18 protein-coding genes and 1 pseudogene are annotated in these 18,778 nt (G+C 73.1%); 9 read left to right on the plus strand and 10 right to left on the minus strand.

What is annotated here, in order from left to right:
* Window positions 1-318 (plus strand): annotated as a pseudogene (locus ABLM29_RS20510) (hypothetical protein); the annotation flags it as partial.
* Window positions 319-638: 320 nt separating this feature from the next.
* Window positions 639-2,294, plus strand: a complete 1,656-nt coding sequence (locus ABLM29_RS20515; protein WP_349716437.1) for a DNA repair helicase XPB — start codon at window positions 639-641, stop codon at window positions 2,292-2,294.
* On the opposite strand, the gene ABLM29_RS20520 is transcribed toward ABLM29_RS20515, so the two are convergent.
* The 3 genes from ABLM29_RS20520 to ABLM29_RS20530 form a co-directional block, all read right to left on the minus strand.
* Complete coding sequence (locus tag ABLM29_RS20520; protein ID WP_349716438.1) at window positions 2,295-2,855, minus strand: hypothetical protein; 561 nt, start codon at window positions 2,853-2,855, stop codon at window positions 2,295-2,297. It abuts the gene before it with no gap.
* Window positions 2,856-2,922: 67 nt separating this feature from the next.
* The gene (locus ABLM29_RS20525) at window positions 2,923-3,201 is read right to left on the minus strand and encodes a DUF2087 domain-containing protein (RefSeq protein WP_349716439.1); all 279 of its coding nucleotides are present in this window, start codon (window positions 3,199-3,201) and stop codon (window positions 2,923-2,925) included.
* Between the two features lie 20 nt (window positions 3,202-3,221).
* Window positions 3,222-3,524: a chorismate mutase gene (locus ABLM29_RS20530; protein WP_349716440.1), complete on the minus strand. Its 303-nt coding sequence runs from the start codon at window positions 3,522-3,524 to the stop codon at window positions 3,222-3,224.
* A gap of 79 nt (window positions 3,525-3,603) precedes the next feature.
* On the opposite strand from ABLM29_RS20530, the gene ABLM29_RS20535 reads away from it, so the two are divergent.
* Window positions 3,604-4,236, plus strand: a complete 633-nt coding sequence (locus tag ABLM29_RS20535; protein ID WP_349716441.1) for an HD domain-containing protein — start codon at window positions 3,604-3,606, stop codon at window positions 4,234-4,236.
* A gap of 22 nt (window positions 4,237-4,258) precedes the next feature.
* Complete coding sequence (locus tag ABLM29_RS20540) at window positions 4,259-4,642, plus strand: DUF8819 family protein (protein ID WP_349716442.1); 384 nt, start codon at window positions 4,259-4,261, stop codon at window positions 4,640-4,642.
* A 33-nt stretch (window positions 4,643-4,675) separates the two neighbouring features.
* On the opposite strand, the gene ABLM29_RS20545 is transcribed toward ABLM29_RS20540, so the two are convergent.
* Window positions 4,676-5,389 (minus strand): GntR family transcriptional regulator, encoded by a 714-nt coding sequence (locus tag ABLM29_RS20545; protein WP_349716443.1) that lies wholly within the window; start codon window positions 5,387-5,389, stop codon window positions 4,676-4,678.
* A gap of 163 nt (window positions 5,390-5,552) precedes the next feature.
* Here ABLM29_RS20545 and ABLM29_RS20550 point away from each other — a divergent pair, with 163 nt between their 5' ends.
* On the plus strand, window positions 5,553-6,170 hold the full coding sequence (locus ABLM29_RS20550; protein ID WP_349716445.1) for an alpha-ketoglutarate-dependent dioxygenase AlkB: 618 nt from the start codon (window positions 5,553-5,555) through the stop codon (window positions 6,168-6,170).
* 84 nt (window positions 6,171-6,254) lie between these two features.
* Here ABLM29_RS20550 and ABLM29_RS20555 read toward each other — a convergent pair whose 3' ends face one another.
* The 3 genes from ABLM29_RS20555 to ABLM29_RS20565 form a co-directional block, all read right to left on the minus strand.
* Complete coding sequence (locus tag ABLM29_RS20555) at window positions 6,255-7,037, minus strand: 3'(2'),5'-bisphosphate nucleotidase CysQ (RefSeq protein ID WP_349716446.1); 783 nt, start codon at window positions 7,035-7,037, stop codon at window positions 6,255-6,257.
* A gap of 92 nt (window positions 7,038-7,129) precedes the next feature.
* On the minus strand, window positions 7,130-7,723 hold the full coding sequence (gene pth / locus ABLM29_RS20560) for an aminoacyl-tRNA hydrolase (protein ID WP_349716447.1): 594 nt from the start codon (window positions 7,721-7,723) through the stop codon (window positions 7,130-7,132).
* A 176-nt stretch (window positions 7,724-7,899) separates the two neighbouring features.
* On the minus strand, window positions 7,900-8,517 hold the full coding sequence (locus ABLM29_RS20565) for a 50S ribosomal protein L25/general stress protein Ctc (protein WP_349716448.1): 618 nt from the start codon (window positions 8,515-8,517) through the stop codon (window positions 7,900-7,902).
* A gap of 243 nt (window positions 8,518-8,760) precedes the next feature.
* Here ABLM29_RS20565 and pepN point away from each other — a divergent pair, with 243 nt between their 5' ends.
* The 4 genes from pepN (at window position 8,761) to ABLM29_RS20585 (ending at window position 14,721) form a co-directional block, all read left to right on the plus strand.
* Complete coding sequence (gene pepN, locus ABLM29_RS20570) at window positions 8,761-11,187, plus strand: aminopeptidase N (protein WP_349716449.1); 2,427 nt, start codon at window positions 8,761-8,763, stop codon at window positions 11,185-11,187.
* Between the two features lie 354 nt (window positions 11,188-11,541).
* The gene (locus ABLM29_RS20575; RefSeq protein ID WP_349716450.1) at window positions 11,542-12,774 is read left to right on the plus strand and encodes a quaternary amine ABC transporter ATP-binding protein; all 1,233 of its coding nucleotides are present in this window, start codon (window positions 11,542-11,544) and stop codon (window positions 12,772-12,774) included.
* The gene (locus tag ABLM29_RS20580; RefSeq protein ID WP_349716451.1) at window positions 12,771-13,712 is read left to right on the plus strand and encodes an ABC transporter permease; all 942 of its coding nucleotides are present in this window, start codon (window positions 12,771-12,773) and stop codon (window positions 13,710-13,712) included. The genes ABLM29_RS20575 and ABLM29_RS20580 overlap by 4 nt, the downstream gene beginning before the upstream one ends.
* A gap of 103 nt (window positions 13,713-13,815) precedes the next feature.
* Window positions 13,816-14,721 carry a glycine betaine ABC transporter substrate-binding protein gene (locus tag ABLM29_RS20585; RefSeq protein ID WP_349716453.1) on the plus strand — a complete coding sequence of 302 codons (906 nt, stop codon included), beginning with the start codon at window positions 13,816-13,818 and terminating at the stop codon, window positions 14,719-14,721.
* 141 nt (window positions 14,722-14,862) lie between these two features.
* On the opposite strand, the gene ABLM29_RS20590 is transcribed toward ABLM29_RS20585, so the two are convergent.
* The 3 genes from ABLM29_RS20590 to ABLM29_RS20600 form a co-directional block, all read right to left on the minus strand.
* Window positions 14,863-15,843: a ribose-phosphate diphosphokinase gene (locus ABLM29_RS20590; protein WP_349716455.1), complete on the minus strand. Its 981-nt coding sequence runs from the start codon at window positions 15,841-15,843 to the stop codon at window positions 14,863-14,865.
* An 87-nt stretch (window positions 15,844-15,930) separates the two neighbouring features.
* Window positions 15,931-17,412, minus strand: a complete 1,482-nt coding sequence (gene glmU, locus ABLM29_RS20595; RefSeq protein WP_349716456.1) for a bifunctional UDP-N-acetylglucosamine diphosphorylase/glucosamine-1-phosphate N-acetyltransferase GlmU — start codon at window positions 17,410-17,412, stop codon at window positions 15,931-15,933.
* A gap of 69 nt (window positions 17,413-17,481) precedes the next feature.
* Window positions 17,482-18,778 (minus strand): lipase family protein (locus ABLM29_RS20600; protein ID WP_349716457.1); only part of this gene is annotated, 1,297 nt, incomplete at its 5' end.

The raw sequence follows: 18,778 nt of genomic DNA on the forward strand, positions 1-18,778 counted from the left end.
GGCTCGGCCCGGGCAGCGGCGCAGGTGGCTGCCGCCGTACGGACCCTGCGGGAGGGCGAGGAGGCGGCACGCGCGCGGCCCGCGTCGGCGAGCACCCCCGGCGGCGCGTCCTCCGCGCTGCGCGACGCCATCGAGCGGCGCGGGCTGGTGCAGATCGGCTTCACCGACAGCCAGGGGGTGATCGTGGAGCGCGAGGTGGTCCCGCTGCTGGTCGAGGGCGGACGGCTGACCGCCCGCGACGCCGGGGCCGGCGACGACGACCCCGACGCGGAGCGCAGCTACCCCCTGCACCGGATCAGCCGCGTCGTCCCCCTCTGAGCGCGAACAGGGGCTCGGGGCACACCGAACCGGGGCTCGGGGCACGCCGAGCAGGGGCTCGGGGCACGCCGAACCGGGGTTCGCGGCGGCGCACTGCCGGTTCGCGCTGCCCCAACTGCCGGTTCGCGCTGCCCCAACTGCCGGTTCGCGCTGCCCCAACTGCCGGTTCGGCACGCCCCAACTGCCGGTTCGGCACGCCCCAGCCCCCGGTTCGCGCTGCCCCCACCCCCGGCTCGCGCTGCCCCCACCCCCGGCTCGCGCTGCCCCCACCCCCGGCTCGCGGTTCGGGGAGGGCGCGGGGGCGCCCGTAGAATCGTTCGGTGACCGACGGACCCCTCATCGTGCAGTCCGACAAGTCCCTCCTTCTCGAGGTCGACCACCCGCAGGCCGCCGAGTGCCGCAAGGCGATCGCGCCGTTCGCGGAGCTGGAGCGCAGCCCCGAGCACATCCACACCTACCGGCTCACGCCGCTGGGCCTGTGGAACGCGCGGGCCGCGGGCCACGACGCCGAGCAGGTGGTGGACACGCTGCTCACCTTCAGCCGGTACGCCGTCCCGCACGCGCTGCTGGTCGACGTCGCCGAGACGATGGCCCGCTACGGCCGGCTGCGGCTGGAGAAGCACCCCACCCACGGCCTGGTGCTGGCCTCCAACGACCGCCCGGTCCTCGAGGAGGTGCTGCGCGCCAAGAAGGTCGCCGGCATGCTCGGCGCCCGCGTCGACGCCGACACCGTCGCCGTCCACCCCTCCGAGCGCGGCAACCTCAAGCAGGCGCTGCTCAAGCTCGGCTGGCCGGCCGAGGACTACGCCGGGTACGTCGACGGCGAGGCCCACCCGATCGAGCTGGCCGAGGACGGGTGGGCGCTGCGCGACTACCAGCGCGACGCCGCGGAGTCGTTCTGGCACGGCGGCTCGGGTGTCGTCGTGCTGCCGTGCGGCGCCGGCAAGACGATCGTCGGCGCGGCCGCGATGGCGCACGCCCAGGCGACCACGCTGATCCTGGTCACCAACACCGTCAGCGCGCGGCAGTGGAAGGACGAGCTGATCCGCCGCACGTCGCTGACCGCGGACGAGATCGGCGAGTACTCCGGGACCGTCAAGGAGATCCGGCCGGTCACCATCGCGACGTACCAGGTGGTGACGACCCGCCGGAAGGGCGTCTACCCGCACCTGGAGCTGTTCGACGCCCGCGACTGGGGCCTCATCGTCTACGACGAGGTGCACCTGCTGCCGGCGCCGATCTTCCGGATGACGGCCGACCTCCAGGCGCGGCGCCGGATCGGGCTGACCGCGACGCTGGTCCGCGAGGACGGCCGCGAGGGCGACGTCTTCTCGCTGATCGGCCCGAAGCGCTACGACGCCCCGTGGAAGGACATCGAGGCGCAGGGGTGGATCGCCCCGGCCGACTGCGTCGAGGTGCGCGTCACGCTGCCGGAGGCGAGCCGGCTCACCTACGCCACCGCCGAGGCCGAGGAGCGCTACCGGCTCGCCGCCTGCACGCCCGAGAAGGTGGGGGTCGTGCGCGACCTCGTCGCCCGGCACGCGGGGCAGCCGACGCTGATCATCGGCCAGTACCTGGAGCAGATCCACGAGCTGAGCGAGAAGCTCGACGCGCCGATGATCACCGGCGAGACCTCCGTCAAGGAACGGCAGCGCCTCTTCGACGCCTTCCGCGCCGGGGGGATCGGCCTGCTGGTGGTCTCCAAGGTCGCCAACTTCTCGATCGACCTGCCCTCGGCGGAGGTCGCGATCCAGGTCTCCGGCTCCTTCGGCTCCCGTCAGGAGGAGGCCCAGCGCCTGGGCCGGCTGCTGCGTCCCGGCGACCCCGGCCCCGACGGGGAGCGGAAGGTCGCGCACTTCTACACGCTGGTCTCCCGCGACACCGTGGACGCCGACTTCGCCGCGAATCGGCAGCGGTTCCTGGCCGAGCAGGGCTACGCCTACCGGATCGTGGACGCCGACGAGCTGGGCGTCTGACTAGAGGATGCAGGTCCGGGTGCCGCGGAACGTCGGCGCGGGCGGCGCCTCGACGGTGCGCTCGCGCCCGAGCGAGCGCACCGTGAACGTCGGCCACACCCACATCCGACCCTGATCGGTGCAACCCTTCGGGCGGTACTTGACCGCCACCACGATGGCGGTCTCGCCGCCGGCCTCCACCTCCACCGACCCCGTCCACACGGCGTCGAGGTCGCTGCTGGGGTCCGGGCGGCGGTACTCCACCGGGACCACCTTCCACTCGGCCCGGGCACCGGGCCCGCCGACCGGGTAGGTCAGGCCGGTGACCGTGACGTCGCGGTCGCCGGGGTTGACCACCCAGTAGGGGATCTGGCACGACATCCCGGGTCGCAGCGGGATCATCGGCCGGAAGTGGTCGCCGCTGCGGTCGACCTCCACCCCCACGCCCGAGCAGGTCGGCGCCCCCGGCTCGATCCGGACGCCGGCCATCGAGTGGGCGCTCATCGAGCGCCACCCCACGAACAGCGTGACCGCGGCCAGGGCCGTCGCGACGGCGAGAGCAGAACGTAGTCGGATCCCCATGCGGCCGGAGGATGGCAGACCGCGGCGGGACGCGTGCGCCGTTCCCGCGCACCTCACCCCAGGTTCGTCACACCTCGACCGTGCCACCGCTGCGCCAGTAGACGTTGTTCTCCCGGGTCAGGAAGCCCTCCTCGACCAGGTAGCGGCGCAGCGCGGCGTGGTCGTCGTGCACCCGCTTGAGGATCGCGTCCACCTCCCGCTCGGGGTAGGTGCGACCGGGCTCGAAGCGCTGCGCAACGTGGTCCAGCACGGCCCGTCGCTTGAGGTGCTTGGTGGGCATGACCAGCAGCCGCCCGTCCGCCGCGAAGAAGCGGCGCAGCAGCTCCGCGTCGGCGGGTCCACCCATGGGCTCAGCCTGCCACGGGCTCAGGCCTCGACCTCGTCCGCGAACTGCTCGTGGTTGCGGATCACCTCGGCGATGATCACGTTCAGGATCTTCTCGGCGAAGTGCGGGTCCAGCCCGGAGCTCTCCGCCATCGACCGCAGCCGCTCGATCTGGACCGCCTCGCGGGCGGGGTCCGCGGGTGGCATCCCGGCCCGCGCCTTGAGCCGACCGACCTGCTCCGTGCACTTGAACCGCTCAGCGAGGAGGTGGACCAGGGCCGCGTCGAGGTTGTCGATGCTGGTCCGGAGCCGGAGCAGCTCGGCACGCGCGTCCTCTGCAGTCATGGGTCCCATTCTTCCCATGAGCCCGGCGTTCTCGTGACATCCCCTCCCCGGTGACCGACCGGTGAGATTCAATGGAGTGGTGGACGACCCCCATCATCCCGACCTGCCCTGGCCCCTCGAGGGCGCCGACCCACTCCGCGACGAGCTGCTGGCGGCGTACGACGACGCGGCCCGCGGCTACCACGACCGCGGCCACCTGATCGCGGTGCTGCGCCGCCTCCGGGAGCTGGCGGCGGCCGGCGAGCGCTACGACGCCCTGCCCGTCCAGCTCGCCGCGTGGTTCCACGACGCCGTGTACGACGGCGAGCGGGACGCCGAGGAGCGCTCGGCCTGCTGGGCGGAGGACGCGCTGCCGGGCCTGCTGGACCGCGGCGGGATCGCCGAGGTGGCCCGCCTGGTGCGGCTGACCGAGACCCACAGCCCGGCCGCGGACGACCGCAACGGGGCAGCGCTCTCCGACGCCGACCTCGGCATCCTCGCCACCGACACGGCGACCTACGACGCCTACGCGGCGGCGGTGCGCGAGGAGTACCGCCACCTCACCGACGAGGAGTTCGTGACCGGCCGCGTGGCGGTGCTCCGCGACCTCGCCGAGCGCGACGACCTGTTCCGCACCGCGTACGCCCGCGACCGGTGGGCCGACGCGGCGCGCGCGAACATGCAGCGCGAGCTCGCGTTCTGGGGCGCCGCGGCGCCGGTCGGCGCCCGCTGAGCGGCGCCGGTCGGCGCGCAGAATGGGGACCGTGGACGACGAGGTGATCTTCCGGGCCCGGGCCGCCGTGCTGGCCGACCTCGAGGCACGTGGCCTGGCCACGCCCGTCTCGGTGTCGCTGCTCGACGAGGCCTGCGCCGAGCGGCGCTGGTGGGTGCAGCAGTGGGCGGAGGGCGCGGCGTTCGTGCCGGGCCTGGTGGCGCAGGACCTGCAGGATGCCCTCGCCGACCGGCTCGGGCGCAGCGACCCGGCCGGGCTGTGGCCGGTGTGCCGGCACTGCGACGAGGGGCCGGTGCACGCGCTGCACATCGACCCCGACCTGGGTGGCCCGGACCCGGTGTGGGTGTGCGAGGAGAGCGGCACCACGATCGCCCCGCTGGGGACGCTCGCCACGCACGGCGGCTGAGCGTCCTCGCACGGCGCGCCTGCGCGACGGGTGTCAGTCGTGCAGGTGCAGCCGCAGCGTGTGCCGGTCCGCGCGGTAGACGGTGCGCGAGACCTCGACGGGGGTGATCCCGGCCAGCGCGCGCCGCGAGTGCTGCAGCACGACCGTGCCGACCGCCACCTCCAGCAGGGCGGCGTCGGCGGGCTCGGCCGTGGCCGCCGCGACGGCGTCCTCCGCGCGGGTCGGCCGGATGCCGCGGGTCGCGAGGTGGTCGTAGAGGCTGGCGGGCGGGTCGGACTCGAGGAAGCCGGGCACCTGCTCGTCGGGCAGGAAGACGTCGGTGACGCAGGTCGGCGAGCCGTCGACGAAGCGCACCCGGCGCCACCGGACCACCGGCCGCTCGACCGGGATCTCCAGGGCACGGGCGACGCTGGGCGGCGCCGGGATCCGGTCCACGACGACCGTCCGGGAGACGACCGACACCCCGCGCCGTGCCATCTCGTCGGTGAAGCCGAAGACGCCGGTCCGCAGGGGGCGGGGCCGCGCGACGAACGTGCCGCGCCCCGGGAAGCGCTCGAGCACGCCCTCGGAGACGAGGGCGTCCATCGCCTGCCGGACGGTCATCCGGGCGACGCTGAACTTCTCGACCAGCTCCCGCTCGGAGGGCGCAGGGCTGCCTGGAGCGCCCCCGGAGACGAGGTTCCGCACGTACTCGCGGATCACCACGTGTTTGGGCGCCCGCTCGTCGAAGGCGGGAACCTTGGTCACGCCGGTGAGGCTAGGCGACACAGAGTCACAGATGGCCCCAACGCGGGCGGCATACCGAAGCGGCGGTACGGATCGGGCGAAGCGGTCCGGACCGGCACGCCCCGGGGCGACACACCGGACCGGCGGTACGAACACCTGTTCGACTGCGGGCTAGGCTGGCGGCATGGACTTCCAGGGCACCCTGTTCGCCCCCGACCCGGCGCTGGCCGCACCCGACACCGCCGGGATCGAGCGGCGGTCGCTCGGCGACGGCGCGTGGCTCGACGTGGCGCGGGCGTGGCTGCCGCGCCCCGACGAGGTCTTCGCGGCCCTCACCGAGCGGGTGCCGTGGCGGGCGGAGCGACGCCAGATGTACGACCGGGTCGTCGACGTGCCGCGGCTCGTCCACACCTACATGATCGGCGAGGACCTGCCGCACCCGATGCTCACCGCGGCGCGGGAGACGCTCTCGACGCACTACGCCGAGGAGCTGGGCGAGCCGTTCCGGACGGCCGGGTGCTGCTACTACCGCGACGGGCGGGACAGCGTCGCCTGGCACGGCGACACCATCGGGCGCGGCGGCACCCACGACACGATGGTCGCCATCGTCTCGGTCGGCGACCCGCGCCGCCTGTGCCTGCGCCCGCGCGGCGGCGGGGAGTCGATCGCGGTCGAGATGGGCCACGGCGACCTGGTGGTGATGGGTGGCAGCTGCCAGCGCACCTGGGAGCACGCGGTGCCGAAGGTGGCCGCGGCCGGCCCGCGGATCTCGGTCCAGTTCCGGCCGCTCAACGTCTTCTGAGGGCGCGCCGGGCGGGGTCGTGTGCCTGAGGCACCCCGATAGAGGGGCGCCAGGCACACGACCCGGCCGGAGGAGCGGGGAGGCTCAGGCCTCGGTGCCGTGGGCGGCGACGAACGCCAGGATCTGCTCCGACAGCTCGGGGCGGCACACGATGACGTCGGGCAGGTAGACGTCGTCCTGGTTGTAGCGCAGCTCGCTGCCGTCCACCCGCGAGGTGAAGAGGCCGGCCGACCGGGCCACCGCGACGGGCGCGGCGGAGTCCCACTCGTACTGGCCGCCGGCGTGCACGTAGGCGTCCGCCACGTCGCGCACCACCGACATCATCTTCACGCCGGCCGAGCCCATCGGCACCAGCTCGGCGTCGAGCTCGGCGGCCAGCGCCTCGACGAACGCCGGCGGGCGGCTGCGCGACACGGCGATCCGCGGCCGGGTCGAGGTGCGGGCGGGCACCACCGGCGGCGTACCGGTGTTGAAGGTCTCCCCGAGCTCGGGCTGCGCGACGGCGCCGGCGACCAGGTCGCCGTCCTGCCAGACGGCCACGTGGACCGCCCAGTCGTCGCGCGGGGGCTCGGAGAACTCGCGGGTGCCGTCGAGCGGGTCGACGATCCACACCTTGGCCGCGTCGAGGCGGGCCTTGTCGTCCTTGCCCTCCTCCGAGAGCACGGCGTCGTCGGGCCGGTACTGGGCGAGCAGCTCCATCAGCAGCTCGTGGGCGGCCTGGTCGCCGGCGTTCTTGAGCTCCTTGCCGGTCAGACCCTCCTCGCGGACCTCCAGCAGCCGGCGGCCGGCGACCTCGGCCAGCCAGGCCGAGAGCGCGTGGTCATCGGCGACGACGTCGGGTGCGGGGGTGCCAGGATCGAAAGTCACCGAGACACCATAGAGCCTGTGCGGCCCGTCGCCGCAGCCAACGTCGCGGGTTCCCCCGTGTGGGTCAGACGGCGTGGGTCAGACGGGGTGGGTCAGGAGTTGAACCGGGACTGGGTCTTCTCCAGCCCGTCGGAGATCAGCGACTCCACCGCGTCCGCCGCGGAGTCGATCTGGAACGGCAGCTCCTTGCGCTCGACGGTGCCGTAGTTCGACAGCACGAAGTCGGCGACGTCCTGTCGACCCGGCGGGCGGCCGATGCCGGCCCGGACCCGGTAGAAGTCGCCGGTGCCGAAGGAGGAGCGCATGGACTTCAGGCCGTTGTGGCCGTTGTCGCCGCCGCCGCGCTTGACCCGCAGCGTGCCGAAGTCGATGTCGAGCTCGTCGTGGATCGCGATCACCCGCTCGGGCGGCACCTTGTAGAAGGTGGCGAGCGCCTTGACCGGTCCCCCGGTCTCGTTCATGTAGCTGCGCGACTTGGCCAGGACGACGCGCGGTCCCGGCGCGCCCGGCGCACCCAGGCGGCCCTCGACGACCTCCGCGCGGCCGGTCTTGTGGGCCCGGAAGCCGCTGCCCATCCGGCCGGCGAGCTCGTCGACCACCATGTAGCCGATGTTGTGCCGGTGCCCGGCGTAGGAGGGCCCGGGGTTGCCGAGCCCGACGACGAGCCACACGTCGGCGTCACTCACGTGGTCCTCCTCGATCGCGGGGTCCGGCGCCGGAGCGCCCCGGAACGGCGTCCGGAACAGCGTCCGGAGAAGGGCGCCGCGGCGACGCCCCGGAAACGCAGTGCTCCCCGGCGCGGTGGTCCGCGCCGGGGAGGGTGTCGGTCGGCCCGGGCGGCGCCCCGACCGACCGACGGGGGTCACTCGGCCTCGGTCGCCTCGGCGGCCTCGGCGATCTCGCCCTCGGCCTCGGCCTCGGCGGCGGGCTCCTCGGCGACGGCCGGGGTGGTCACGTTGACGACCAGCACGTCGGCCTCGGTGAGCAGCGTGGCGCCGGCGGGCAGCACCAGGTCGGAGGCGTGGAACTGGGTGCCGGCCTCGGCGTCGGTGACGTCGACCTCGATGCTCTCGGGGATGTGGGTGGCCTCGGCCTCCACGTGCACGGCGGCGAGGTCGGTGACGACCAGGGTGCCGGCGGCGGCGTCGCCCACGACGACGACCGGGACGTCGACGACGACCTTCTCGCCGCGCTTCACGGCGACGAAGTCGACGTGCTCGAGCACGCGGCGGACCGGGTCGGTCTGGACCTGCTTGGCCAGCGCGAGGTGGGTGCTGCCGTCGAAGTCGAGCTCGACGACCGCGTTCGCGCCACCGTGGCGCAGCGCCATCATCGTGGCGTGGCCCGGCAGGGTCAGGTGGACCGGGTCGTTGCCGTGGCCGTAGATGACCGCGGGGATCTTGTCCTCGCGGCGGATGCGGCGGGCGGCGCCCTTGCCGAACTCGGTGCGGACCTCGGCCTTGATGATCTCGGTGGACATGGAGTCTCCCTCGTCGCTGGTGGGGGTGGCTGTGTGGTGAGCTGCCCCGGCCCGCAAATGCGGAGCGCCGCGCTGCGGGATCCGGTGACCGGCGGCACCGAACCGTCCGCGCGCGGCGCATGACGTCATTCGGCCCAGTCGATCACGGAGTCAGCTTGCGCTCCCTCGCCGAGGCAACCACACGAGTTTAGGGAGCGACGGGGCCGCAGGGCCAATCCTCGGCGCGGTCCTAGGGTGGAGGGCGTGCCACTGAAGCTGCCCGAGGCCCGTGAGCGCGCCGCGCTGGTCTCCGACGTCCACACCGCCGTCCACCTCGACCTGCGCTCGACCGAGCACTTCACGGTCGAGGCGACCGTGAAGTTCGCGTGCTCGTCCCCGGGGTCGAGCACCTTCCTCGAGCTGGCCGGGGCGGAGGACGTGCTGCTCGACGGCAGCCCGGCGCCGTACGCCGACGGCCGGATCGCGCTCACGGACCTGGCCGCGTCGAACGAGGTCACCGTCAGCGCGACGATGCCCTACGTCTCCGACGGCGACGGCATGACGGTGACCGTCGACCCCGCCGACGGCGAGCGCTACGTCTGCGCGTTCACCGCGATGGACATCGCGCACAAGGTCATCCCCTGCTTCGACCAGCCGGACCTGAAGACGACCTTCGCCGTGTCCGTGACCGGGCCCGAGCACTGGACCGTGCTCGCCAACGGGCGCGCGCTGGCCGTGGAGGCCGCCGGCGCCGCCGGGACCCGGTCGACCTTCGCGCCGACGCCGCCGATCTCGACGTACCTCTTCTTCGTCGCCGGCGGCCCATGGGTCTCCGAGACCTGGGACGAGCCCTACGAGCACGCCGAGTCCGGCACCGTGCCGTTCGGCTGGCACGCCCGCGCCTCCCAGGAGCGGGAGCTACGCCGCGACGCCGCCGAGCTGCGCCGGATCACCAGCGCGTGCTTCCAGCACTTCACCGAGGTCTTCGACCCGCCCTACGCCTTCGACGACTACCAGCAGGTCTTCACGCCGGGCCTGAACTGGGGCGCGATGGAGTTCCCCGGCTGCGTCGCGTTCCGCGACCAGTACCTGGTGCCGGGCGTGCCGACCGCGCTGCAGCGGCAGTGGCTGGCCAACACGATCGCCCACGAGATGGCGCACATGTGGTTCGGCGACCTGGTGACCATGGAGTGGTGGCAGGACACCTGGCTCAACGAGTCCTTCGCCGACTTCATGGGGTACGACGTCGCGGACTCCGCGGCCGGGTACGACGACGCCTGGACCACCGCCGCGCTCAACCGCAAGCCCCTGGGCTACCGCGCGGACGCGCGCCGCTCCAGCCACCGGATCGCCGAGGACGCCGAGCAGCTCGTCGACGCCGACACGGCGTTCGCGAACTTCGACATGATCACCTACGCCAAGGGCAACGCCGTGCTGCGCCAGCTCGGCACCTGGCTGGGCGAGGACTTCCTGGCCGGCGTCAACCGCCACCTGCGCACGCACGCCTTCGGCAACGCCACGCTGGCCGACTTCCTGGACTCCCTCGACGCCGAGACCGACCGGGACGTGCGCGGCTGGGCGGAGCGGTGGCTGCGCGCGACGGGCTTCGACACCATCGAGGTGACCCGCAAGGACTGGGTGCCGGTGCTGACCCGGCACGGGTCGCGGCCGCACCGGTTCAGCGTCGGCGCCTACGACGACCACCTCCGGCTGGTGGAGACCCGGACCGTCGACCTCGACGACGAGCCGGTCGCGCTCGAGGGCCTGGCCGGGCGGGTGGTGATCCCCAACGCCGGCGACGAGACGTTCGCCGCGGTCCGCCTCGACGAGCACTCCTGGGACGTGGTCACCCGGCACCTCTCGGACGTGGAGTCGACGCTGACCCGCGCCGTGCTGTGGTGGATGGTGATCGACCGGGTCGAGAACCGGGCGGTCTCGCTGCCCGAGCTCACCGCCGTGATCGACCACCACCTGCGCGCCGAGCGGCACCCCGTGATCTTCGAGTCGGTGCTCACCGCGGCGCTGCGCATCGCCCGCCTCTACGGCACGCCCGCGGAGCTGCCCGGCTTCTTCCGCAGCGTCGAGGAGGTCTCCCACGCCGCGCTCGCCGAGGACCTGCCGGAGCTGCGGCCGGCCTCGCTGCGCGCCCTGGCCGGCACCACCCACGACCGCGAGATGCTGGAGCGCTGGCTGCACGGCGACGGCTTGGACCAGGAGGTCCGCTGGATCGCCGTACGGCGGCTGGCCGAGCTGGGCGACCCGTCGTTCATCGCGGTGGAGGAGGACCGCGACCGCTCGGTCGCCGGCCACCTCGCCTCGCTGGCCGCGCGGGCCGCTGTGCCCACGCCGGAGGCGAAGGCCGCGGCGTGGGCCACGCTGATGGGCGGGGGCCTGGGCAACCACGAGTTCACGGCCGTCGCGGGCGGCTTCTGGGGCTGGGAGCAGGCCGACCTAGTCGCGCCGTACCTGGAGCGCTACTTCCCCGAGGGCCTGGCGCTGGCCGCGGAGTCGGGGCAGGCGATGGGCCAGATCATCGGGCGCGGCTTCCCCTACCTCCCGCTGAGGATGTCGGCCCGTCGCGCGCTGCGCGACCGGCTCGCCGCGGCGCTCGACGCCGAGCTGCCCACCGTCCTGGCCCGCACCTGGAACGACGCCCTCGACGACCTGGACCGCGCCCTCGGCCTGCGCTGACGCGGCCGGTGGGCGCCGGCGACGCGGGCGCCCACCGATGAGGTATCTCACGTTTCCCCACCGCGGAGGAGGCCTTGCAGGACCCCACGGTCCTTCTGCTACATGCGCGCGCGAGGCCGCCGACCGTTATCAAACTGCGGTCCAGCCCGGGTTGAACCCTCAACGGGACCTATGCCACGGTCGTAGTGCGGCTCGGGACCCGGGCGGCGCTGGCGCGCCTCCCCTCGTAGCCCGCGATTCTGCCCCGGCGGAGGCGACGACGCCCCGGTCCGTGTGGTGTCGTGGTGTGCGTGTTCCGGCCGCTGGAGAGCGGTGCGGACGGCAGGTCCGCGCCCATGGCGGAGGAGCACCCAGATGCCGGTCATCGAGGCGCACGAGGTCTACAAGGTATTCGGTCGCAGACCCGAGCGCGGGGTCGCACGGCTCCGCGAGGGCGCGACCCGCGAGGAGCTCCGGGCGGACGGGCTGACCGCCGCGGTCATCGACGCGTCCTTCGACGTCGCCGAGGGCGAGATCTTCGTCGTGATGGGCCTGTCCGGGTCCGGCAAGTCGACGCTGATCCGCACCGTGAACGGGCTCCAGCCGCCGACCGACGGCTCGATCCGGGTCGCGGGCGAGGAGCTGTCGGAGCTCGACGCCCGCGGCATCCGCCGCCTGCGCCGCGAGCGGATCAGCATGGTCTTCCAGCACTTCGCGCTCCTGCCGCACCGCACGGTCGGCGAGAACGTCGCGTACGGCCTCAAGGTCCGCGGGGTCAACAAGGCCGAGCGCGAGCAGCGCGCGGACCGGGCGCTCGGCATGGTCGGGCTGGAGGGCTGGGGCGGCTCGCTCCCCTCGCAGCTCTCCGGTGGCATGCAGCAGCGCGTCGGCATCGCCCGCGCGCTCGCCGCCGAGACCGACGTGATGCTGATGGACGAGGCGTTCAGCGCGCTCGACCCGCTGATCCGCCGCGAGATGCAGGACCAGCTCGTCGAGCTCCAGCACGAGCTGGGCAAGACCATCCTGTTCATCACCCACGACCTCAACGAGGCGATGCGCCTGGGCGACCGGATCGCGATGATGCGCGACGGCCGGATCGTCCAGCAGGGCACCGCCGAGCAGATCCTCAACGACCCGGCCAACGACTACGTCGCCCAGTTCGTCCAGGACGTCGACCGCACCCGCGTGCTGACCGCGGCCTCGGTCATGGAGCCGCCGGTCGCCGTCCTCGGCTCCGAGCAGGGCCCGCGCGCCGCGCACAAGCTGATGCGCGAGAACCAGATGAACGCCGTCATGGTCGTCGCCCGCGACCGCCGGCTGGTCGGCGTGGTCACCGAGCACGCGGCCGCCGACGCGGTGGCCGCCGGCCGCGACGACCTCCACGGCGTGATGGAGGCGGCCGCCTCCGCGCACACCGACACCGCGGTCGCGGACCTGTTCGCGGCCTCTGCGGGCACCTCGGTCCCGCTCGCCGTGATCGACGACGAGGGCCACCTGGAGGGCGTCATCCCGCAGGTGACCCTGCTCAACGCCCTCGGCGAGACCTCCGGACCGGAGGCGGCCGATGCCGTGCAGCCGGTCCTCATCGACGAAGGGAGCCCGGCATGAGCGCGCAGGTCGTCACCGCCGACCAGGAATGGGTCGACGGGGTCCCGCGGATCCCCGTCGGCGACTGGATCAGCGACGGGTTCGACTGGTTCCGGGACCACCTCGGCGACTTCTTCGACTCCCTCGCGGACGTCATCGAGAGCAGCGTCGACGGGCTGACCAACCTCCTGGTCGCCCCGGCCCCGCTGCTCCTCGCGGCCGTGATGGCGCTGATCGCCTGGCTGCTGAAGGACTGGAAGCTGGGCATCGGGTCGTTCCTCGGCCTGGCCGCGGTGATCGGCATGGACCAGTGGGACAACGCGATGGCCACGCTGTCGCTGGTGCTCTTCGCGACCCTCGTGGCGCTCGTGATCGGCGTCCCGCTCGGCATCCTGGCCGCACGCTCCGACAGGTTCAGCCGCGCCATCAGACCCGTGATGGACCTGATGCAGACCATGCCGGCCTTCGTCTGGCTGGTGCCGGTGGTGACGCTGTTCAGCATCGGTGCCGCGCCGGCGCTGGTCGCGACCGTCATCTTCGCGCTGCCGCCGGGCGTGCGGCTCACCGAGCTCGGCATCCGCCAGGTCGACGCCGAGGTGGTGGAGGCCGGCCACGCCTTCGGCGCCACCCCGCGCCAGATCCTGGGCGAGGTCCAGCTGCCGCTGGCCCTGCCGACCGTGATGGCCGGCGTCAACCAGGTGATCATGCTCGCGCTCTCCATGGCCGTCATCGCCGGCCTCGTGGGCGGCGGCGGCCTCGGTAGCGCCGTCACCACCTCCATCTCCCGACTCGACGTGGGCCTCGGCTTCGAGGCAGGCCTGTCGGTCGTCGTGCTCGCGATCTACCTGGACCGGGTGACCGCGGCGGCCGGACAGCGGGAACGACGCCCCGGCTCCGTCCGCGCGCTGCTGCAGCGCCGGCGCGACGCCGTACCCGAGAAGGAGGGCGCGAACGCCTGAGGCGACACCCGACATCGACCGCCGGACGGGGCACGCACGACCCCGCCGGAGACAGCGGGCCCGCTCCGCGGGCGCAAGCAGTGCACGACGAGAGGACAGACGAATGAACAGCAAGCGGACCTTCCGCCGGGCCATCGCGGGCGCGAGCATCCTCGCCCTGGGCATGACGGCGACCGCGTGCGGCTCGGACGACGACGCCGACGCCGGTGACGGCGAGAACAAGACCATCACCATGGGGATCATCCCCTCGTGGACCGACGGCCTGAGCATGGCGTACCTGTGGAAGGACGTGCTCGAGGACGAGGGCTACACCGTGGAGATCGAGGAGATCTCCGAGGCGGCCCCGCTCTACACCGGTCTGGCCAACGGCGACATCGACATCTACCCCTCCGCCTGGCCCGAGGTCACCCACGCCGACTACATGGAGCAGTACGGCGACGACATCGAGGACCTGGGCACGTACTACGACCAGGCGAAGCTCACCTTCGCGGTGCCGGAGTACTCCGACATGACCTCGATCGCCGACCTGAAGGACCACGTCGACGACCTCGACGGCAAGATCACCGGCATCGAGCCGGGCGCGGGCCTGACCCGCGTGACCAAGGAGTCCGTCATGCCGGCCTACGGCCTGGACGAGGACTTCACGCTGGTCGAGTCGTCCACCACCGCGATGCTGGCCGCCCTGAAGAAGGCGACCGACAGCGAGGAGGACATCGTCGTCACCCTGTGGCGGCCGTTCTGGGCCAACAGCGCCTTCCCGGTGAAGGACCTCGAGGACCCCGAGGGCGCGCTGGGTGAGGCCGAGGGCCTGCACGAGCTCGGCCGCACCGGCTTCGCCGAGGACTACCCCGACGCCGCCGAGATGATCGGCAACGCCGTCCTCACCGACGAGCAGTACGGCTCGCTCGAGGACATGGTCGTGAACGAGTACGGCCAGGGCAAGGAGTCCGAGGCCGTCGCCGCGTGGCTCGAGGAGAACCCGGACTGGCTGGAGTCCATCCAGGGCTGATCCCACGCCCCCCAATACGCGAGTTGGGGGAAAACGACACGCGAGTCGGGGAAAAGCGACCTTCGAGATCTGATCTCGGTGGTCGCTGGCCCCCGACTCGCGTGTCGTTTTCCCCCAACTCGCACTGCGGGTCAGACGGTCCTACGCGTGGCCGTCGAACATGCTGGTCACCGAGCCGTCCTCGAAGACCTCGCGGATCGCGCGGGCGATCATCGGGGCGATCGACAGCGTGGTCAGCTTGTCGAACTGCTTGGCGGGCGGCACCGGGAGGGTGTTGGTGATGACGACCTCGGTGGCGCTGCAGTTCTTCAGGCGGTCCACCGCGGGGTCGGAGAGGATCGGGTGGGTGGCGGCGAGGATGACGCCCAGGGCGCCCGCCTCCACCAGGGCCTCGGCGGCCTTCACGATGGTGCCGCCGGTGTCGATCATGTCGTCGGTCAGCACGCACATCCGGCCGGAGACGTCACCGACGACGCGGTTGGCGACGGTCTCGTTGGGCCGGTTGATGTCGCGGGACTTGTGGATGAAGGCCAGCGGGGCGCCGTCGAGGCGCGCGGACCAGCGCTCGGCGACCTTGATCCGGCCGGCGTCCGGGGAGACCACGGCGAGCGGCTGGTCGCCGTACTTGTCCTTGATGTAGTCGGTGAGCAGCGGCAGCGCCATCAGGTGGTCGACGGGGCCGTCGAAGAAGCCTTGGAGCTGGTCGGCGTGCAGGTCGACGGTGATGATCCGGTCGGCGCCGGCGGACTTGAACAGGTCCGCGATCAGGCGGGCGGAGATCGGCTCGCGGCCGCGGTGCTTCTTGTCCTGGCGGCTGTAGCCCCAGAACGGCATGACGACGGTGATCCGCTTGGCCGAGGCGCGCTTGAGCGCGTCGACCATGATCAGCTGCTCCATGATCCACTCGTTGATCGGCATCGTGTGGCTCTGGATCACGAAGGCGTCGCAGCCGCGGACGGACTCCTCGTAGCGGACGTAGATCTCGCCGTTGGCGAACTCGTACGCCGAGGACGGCACGAGGTGGGTGCCGAGCAGCTCGGCGACCTCCTCGGCCAGCTCGGGGTGTGCCCGACCGGTGAAGACCATCAGGTTCTTCTCGGTGGTCCGCTTCAGTCCGCTCATGGAGGGGCTCCCTGGGGGTCGTCGCCGCTGGTAGATCCGATTCTGCCGGTTCGGGCCGTGTCCGCCCAACCGGCGTTCACCTCGGCGTTACTCGGGCGTCGCCGGGGTGTCGGGGGTCACGTCGTCACCGGCCGAACCATCGGTCGCGTCGGCCGCGGCCTGAGCCTGCGCGGTGCCCGGGCGGCGCCGCTCGGCCCAGCCGAGGATGTTCCGCTGGGGGCCCGCGCTGACCGCCAGCGCGCCCGGCGGCACGTCGTCGCGGACCACCGTGCCGCCGGCGGTGCCGCCGCCGTCGCCGACCGTGACGGGCGCGATGAAGGTGTTGTTGGAGCCCGTACGCGCGTGCCGTCCGATCGTGGTGCGGTGCTTGTCGACGCCGTCGTAGTTGGCGAAGATCGTGCCGGCGCCGATGTTGGTGCCCTCGCCGATCTCGGCGTCGCCGACGTACGACAGGTGCGGCACCTTCGCCCCCTCGCCGAGCACGGCGTTCTTGGCCTCCACGAAGGCGCCGATCTTGCCCCGGTCCCCCACGACCGTGCCCGGCCGCAGGTAGCTGAACGGGCCCACGTTGGCGCCGGCGCCGATGACGGCCAGCTGGCCGTGGGTGCGGATCACCTGGGCCCCGGCCCCGATCTCGCAGTCGCGCAGGGTGGTGTCCGGGCCGATCACGGCGTCCTCGGCGACGCTGGTGACGCCGAGCAGCTGCGTGCCGGGCAGCAGGGTGACGTCGGGGACGAGCTCGACGCCCACGTCGATCCACGTCGTGGCGGGGTCGACGACGGTGACCCCGTCGCGCATCCAGCGCTCGACGACCCGGCGGTTGAGCTCACGGCCGAGCGCGGCGAGCTGGGCGCGGTCGTTCGCGCCCTCGGTCTGCAGCTCGTCCTCGGTCGCGTGGGCCGTGACGACCAGTCCGTCCTCGCGGGCGAGGCGGGCCGCCGTGGTCAGGTAGTACTCGCCCTTGGCGTTGTCGTTGTCGATCCGCGTGATGCACGCGGTGAGGAAGGAGGCGTCGAAGGCCATGATCCCCGAGTTGATCTCGGCGATGGCCCGCTGCTCGGCGGTCGCGTCCTTCTCCTCCACGATGGCCTCGACGAACCCGTCGGCGTCGCGGACGATCCGCCCGTAGCCGTGCGGGTCGCCGACCACGCCGGACAGGATGCTGACGGCGGCCGACGCCGCCGTGTGCGCGTCCAGGAACGACTGCAGGGTGGCCGCCTCCAGCAGCGGGGTGTCGCCGTACGCGACCAGCACGGTGCCCGTCTCCGGCGTGCGGCCGGCGTCGGCGAGCGCCTCCAGCGCGACCCGTACGGCGTGCCCGGTCCCGAGCTGGTCGTCCTGGACGGCGAGCACGGCCTCCGGCGCCCGCTCGGTGACGTGCGGCCCGACCAGCTCGCGCTGGTGACCGACCACGGCGACCAGCCGGGCCGGGGCGAGCGCGCCGACCGCGGCGAGCACGTGGCCGATCATGCTCCGCCCGCCGATGGGGTGCAGCACCTTCGGGGTCTTGGACTTCATGCGGGTCCCGCCGCCGGCGGCCAGGACGATGACGGTCAGCTGGTCGGTCACGGTGCCAACCCTACGCAGGCCGGGCGGCGGGGCGGCACCGTGCCGCTCGGGCCCCGGGGCGGCGCGGGCTCAGGGCGCCACGTAGCTGAGCGGGCGCAGCGGGTTGCCCTTGCGGATCGACCCGCAGCTGCTCGGCGCGGCCTCGTCGCCGAACCGGTCCATCAGCCAGCCGTACGCCTGCGGCAGCCACACCAGGGCGCCGGTGACGTGCGAGAGGTCGTACTCGCGGTAGCGCACGGTCACCCCCCGGCGGCAGTACCGCCGGGCCAGCGTCCGCACGTCGCCGGCGATCATCACGCCGTCGCCCGGACCGATCCCGGGCTTGTCGCCCGGCGTCCCCTCGAGCTCGCCGGCGTTGCCCTGGCCGATGAACATCGGCGCGGTCGGCGTGCCGCCGGTGCTCATGATCAGCCGGTTGGAGAACCGCACGAACGCCCGGATGCTCTCCGGCGCCGGGTAGCGACGGCGCACCACGTCGCCCCAGACCAGGCCCGGGTGGAAGCCGAGCACCTCGGCGATGGTGTCGTCCTCCATCTCCGCGATCAGCCGCCGGCCCGCAGGGCTCGCCCAGCGGTCGAGGTCGATCCCGAACGCGCGGGCGATCCCGATCAGCGCCATCGGCGCCACCCCCGCCCAGACCGTCGACCCCTCGACGTACGGCAGGTTGTGCGCGGGGTGGACGAGCACGCCGCCGATCGCGGTGCCGACGATCCGGCGCGCGACCGCCGGGGAGTACGACGGCGCGAGCTCGGCCGCCCACTCACTGGCGATGGCACCGCCGGAGTAGCCGATCAGCCCGATCGGGGCCCGCCGGCCGACGCCGGTGAACTTCCGCGCCCGCGGCAGGGCGCGCAGCGAGTCGAGGGTGACGTAGCCGTACTCCGGGCCGGCGGCGAAGTGCGCCTCCTGCCCCTCGGTGTCGGGGATGTTCACGGTGTAGCCGGCCAGCAGCAGCGGCGCGATCAGCGCCGTCTCGACGTTGGTGATCGCCTCGCCCAGGCCGCGCCCGCCGGCGATCGCCGCCGACGGCTGGTCGGAGGGGTCGAGGGAGTCGTAGAAGGACTGGTAGGAGACCACCCGGGTCCGCCGCGCGTGCGGCGGGCGGAGCACGGTGGTCACGTTGACGACCGGCCGGCGGCGCGCGTCGATGGTCCGGTAGAGCAGCTGACGCGCCTTCAGCGGCAGGTCGAGGCCCTGGATGCTGTAGCGGACCGTGCGCCGCTTGAGCACCGTCCCCGGCGCGATCCTCCGCAACGGGGTGCTGCCGCGGTAGCGGTAGAAGGGGTCGTCCAGCGGGTCGGGCGCGGCGGCCGGCAGGCCCGCCGCCAGCCCCGCCCCGGACCGCGCGGTGGCCCGGGGCGGCGCC

Origin of the sequence: Nocardioides sp. YIM 152588, assembly GCF_040191335.1 — a bacterium.
Taxonomy (GTDB): domain Bacteria; phylum Actinomycetota; class Actinomycetes; order Propionibacteriales; family Nocardioidaceae; genus Nocardioides.